Origin of the sequence: Mycobacterium sp. (assembly GCF_019243155.1) — a bacterium.
Lineage (GTDB): Bacteria > Actinomycetota > Actinomycetes > Mycobacteriales > Mycobacteriaceae > Mycobacterium.
The window spans coordinates 1-3,740 of the sequence record NZ_JAFAUS010000491.1 but is presented as its reverse complement, the minus strand read 5'-3'; the positions used below and the strand labels follow the sequence as shown (position 1 = coordinate 3,740).

Here is a 3,740-nt window from a genome sequence, read left to right as displayed (position 1 = left end):
GACGCGTTGACGATGATGGCCACCACCGGCTGCGACGGCGTAGTCATCGGCAGGGGGTGCCTGGGCCGGCCCTGGCTGTTCGCCGAACTGTCGGCCGCGTTCACCGGCACCCCGTCCCCGACGCCGCCCACGCTGGGTGAGGTCGCCGACATCGTCAGCCACCACGGGCAGCTGCTGGCCGCGCACTTCGGCGAGGACAAGGGCATGCGCGACATCCGAAAGCACGTCGCCTGGTACCTGCACGGTTTTCCCGCCGGCCCGGAGCTGCGCCGGGCGCTAGCCATGGTCAAGACGCTGGAAGAGCTCGATTCGCTGCTGTCGCGCCTCGATGACACCGTGCCGTTCCCGGACGCGGCGACCGGCCCCCGGGGCCGCCAGGGTTCGCCCGCCCGGGTTTCGCTGCCGGAAGGCTGGTTGACCGACCCCGACGACTGCACCGTTCCGGCGGGCGCCGATGTCATGCACTCGGGCGGCTGAGTTAACTCAGCCGAAATCGCGTTAGGGCCGATTACTCAGTACGATGTGGGCCTTGCCGCATTGCGCTCACGCGGCGGATCAACTTTGGTGCCGCGGCACGGACGCGACAACGATGTGCGACCGACCGGTGGCGCGCGGCGCAGCGCTCGACGGGGGTGCTGCGCTGGGATTTCGCACGGACACGGTTGACGTCTGCACCACAACTTCGGAGGCTGCTGGGACATGAGTGACGCCGAGGACGACGCCACTCGTGGCGATCGGCGCGCACTTGGTGACCCGTCACCGTCGCTTGGCGCGGCGCCGTGGGAGCGGTTCTTCGAACCGCCCGACGACAACCTGCACTTGTGGCAGGCAGACAGTCCTGCCGTCGAGCCCGAACCGGAACCGGATGCGGACGAAACAGGCGGATGCCACACCGGGAGCGGGGTCAGCGTCGCGGATCTGATCGCGAAAATGGGCGTTTCCGGCGGCGCCGAACGACGCACCCACCATCGCGCGGACCCCGAGGTGGAAGCGCCCGCCGACGAACCGGACCCGCCGGCCGACATGCAGAGGACCGAGGTCATCGACGACCTCGCCTATTCGCTGCAGGTGACGTCGGAGCTTCCGGATCTCGAACCCGTCGACTACCTGCGCGACGACTCGGACGAATACGAAGCCGACCTCGATCAGGTCCCGCAGGACGCCGCCGAGACCGATGACGCCAAGCCCGTACACCGCCACCGTGGATTGCTGATCGCGGCGCGCTCGGTGGCGGCGCTGTGTGCTGTGCTGGCCCTGGCGATGACCGGTGGGGCCTGGCAGTGGAGCGCATCGAAGAACGCCCGGCTCAACAACGTCAACGCCCTCGACCAGAACTCCAGCGACATCCGCGACCCGGGTGGGCAGTACGGGGACGAAGACTTCTTGATCGTCGGCCTCGACTCCCGTTCCGGGGACAACGCCAACATGGGCGCCGGCACCACCGACGACGCCGACGGCGAACGGTCGGACTCCGTGATGCTGGTCAACATTCCGGCCAACCGCAAACGCGTGGTGGCCGTTTCGTTCCCGCGCGACCTGGCGATCACCCCGTTCCAATGTGAGGCGTGGAACCCCGACACGGGCAAGTACGGCCCCCTCTTCGACGCGAAGACCAAGACGTGGGGCCCGAAGATGGTCTACACCGAGACCAAGTTGAACTCGGCCTTCGCCTTCGGCGGCCCGAAGTGTCTGGTGAAGGAGATCCAGAAGCTGTCCGGCTTGAACATCAACCACTTCATCGCCGTCGACTTCTCCGGCTTCGCGAAGATGGTGGACGCCCTCGGCGGCGTCGAGGTGTGCTCGAAGACCGCGCTGCACGACTACGAACTCGGCACGGTGCTGGATCATGGCGGACACCAAGTCCTCGACGGCCCAACGGCTTTGAATTATGTGCGGGCCCGTCAGGTCACCACCGAAACCAACGGCGACTACGGCCGCATCAAACGCCAGCAGTTGTTCGTATCGTCGCTGCTGCGCTCGTTGATCTCCGAGGACACCCTGCTCGACCTCAACAAGCTCAACAACGTCGTCAACCTGATCATCGGCAACACCCAGGTCGACAACGTCAAGACGAAGGACCTGGTGCAGCTGGGCCAGTCGTTACAGGGGATGGCCGCCGGGCACTTCACGTTCGTCACCGTGCCGACCGGCGTCACCGACCAGAACGGCGACGAGCCGCCGCGGATGGCCGATGTGCGGGCGCTGTTCGACGCGATCATCAACGACGATCCGCTGCCGGAGGAAAACGACCAGAACGCACAGAATTTGGGGTCATCCCCAACGACGGGGCCGACGAAGGCGCCCACCACGAAGAAGACGCCCACGCCCCCGGCGAGCCCCGAGGCTCAGCAGGTCACCACGACCTCGCCCGACGACGTCACCGTGCGGGTTTCCAACGCGACGACGCAGAGCGGCCTGGCGACCACCGCCACCGGCCAGCTCAAGCGGAACGGCTTCAACGTGATGACGCCGGACGACTATCCGAGTTCGGTCACAACGACGACGGTGCTGTTCTCGCCCGGCAACGAGGAGGCGGCGGCCACGGTGGCTTCGTCGTTTGCCAATCCGAAACTCCAGCGGGTGTCGGGCTACGGGCAGGTCGTGCAGGTGGTGCTCGGTCCCGACTTCAAGTCGGTCACCGCTCCCCCGCCCACCGGCTCGTCGGTCAGCGTGCAGATACAACGCGGCTCCAGCAACGCGTCCACCTCACTTCCCGAGGACCTGACCGTCACTAACGCGGCCGACACCACCTGCGAGTAACCGTTTTTCGCGGCAGTTCGGCGCCACATTCGGCTGCCGAGACCGTAGGCTTGGCGATATGCGGACCGCCTACCATGAGCAGCTTTCTGACTTATCCGAGAGGCTCGGCGAGATGTGCGGATTGGCCGGCATCGCCATGGAACGGGCCACTCAAGCCCTGCTGCAAGCCGATCTGGTGCTGGCCGAACAGGTGATCACCGATCACGAGAAGATCGCCGAACTGAGCGCGGAAGCCGAGGAAAGCGCCTTCGTGCTGCTGGCTTTGCAGGCACCGGTGGCCGGCGATCTTCGGTCCATCGTGAGCGCCATTCAGATGGTGGCCGACATCGATCGGATGGGCGCGCTGGCCTTGCACGTCGCCAAGATCGCCCGCCGACGGCATCCACAGCATGCCCTGCCCGAGGAGGTCAACGGGTACTTCGCCGAAATGGGCAGGGTCGCAGTCGAATTGGGTAACAGCGCCCAAGAAGTGGTGCTATCCCGCGACCCGGAGAAGGCGGCGCGGATCCGCGAAGAAGACGACGCCATGGACGACCTGCACCGGCATCTGTTCTCGGTGCTGATGGACCGCGAATGGAGACACGGTGTGGCCGCGGCCGTCGACGTGACGCTGCTGGGCCGGTTCTACGAGCGCTTCGCCGATCATGCCGTCGAGGTGGCCAGGCGCGTCATCTTCCAGGCGACCGGCAGCCTGCCCGAGGACGAGGCAAAACCCAACTCGCACTAGGCCAAACGGCCGTCAGCCGAAGCGGCCCGAGATGTAGTCCTCCGTCGCCTTCTGGCTCGGGTTCGAAAAGATCTTCTCGGTGTTCTCCACTTCATTCAAACGACCAGGCTTTCCGACGGCTTCCAGGTTGAAGAACGCCGTGTAGTCACTCACCCGGGCGGCCTGCTGCATGTTGTGGGTGACGATGACGATGGTGTAGTCCTGCTTCAGCTCGCTGATGAGCTCTTCGATGGCCATCGTGGAGATCGGGTCC

General features: G+C 65.8%; 3 protein-coding genes and 1 pseudogene. 3 read left to right on the top strand and 1 reads right to left on the bottom strand.

Annotation, left to right across the window (positions count from 1 at the left end; translation table 11 throughout):
* The 3 genes from JOZ00_RS24650 to phoU form a co-directional block, all read left to right on the top strand.
* The coding region (locus tag JOZ00_RS24650) for a tRNA-dihydrouridine synthase (RefSeq protein WP_293349402.1) at nucleotides 1-477 on the top strand (477 nt) is incomplete at its 5' end.
* A 222-nt stretch (nucleotides 478-699) separates the two neighbouring features.
* On the top strand, nucleotides 700-2,760 hold the full coding sequence (locus tag JOZ00_RS24645; protein WP_293349399.1) for an LCP family protein: 2,061 nt from the start codon (nucleotides 700-702) through the stop codon (nucleotides 2,758-2,760).
* Nucleotides 2,761-2,818: 58 nt separating this feature from the next.
* The gene (gene phoU, locus JOZ00_RS24640) at nucleotides 2,819-3,487 is read left to right on the top strand and encodes a phosphate signaling complex protein PhoU (protein WP_293349396.1); all 669 of its coding nucleotides are present in this window, start codon (nucleotides 2,819-2,821) and stop codon (nucleotides 3,485-3,487) included.
* Between the two features lie 12 nt (nucleotides 3,488-3,499).
* Here phoU and pstB read toward each other — a convergent pair.
* Nucleotides 3,500-3,740 (bottom strand): annotated as a pseudogene (gene pstB, locus JOZ00_RS24635) (phosphate ABC transporter ATP-binding protein); the annotation flags it as partial.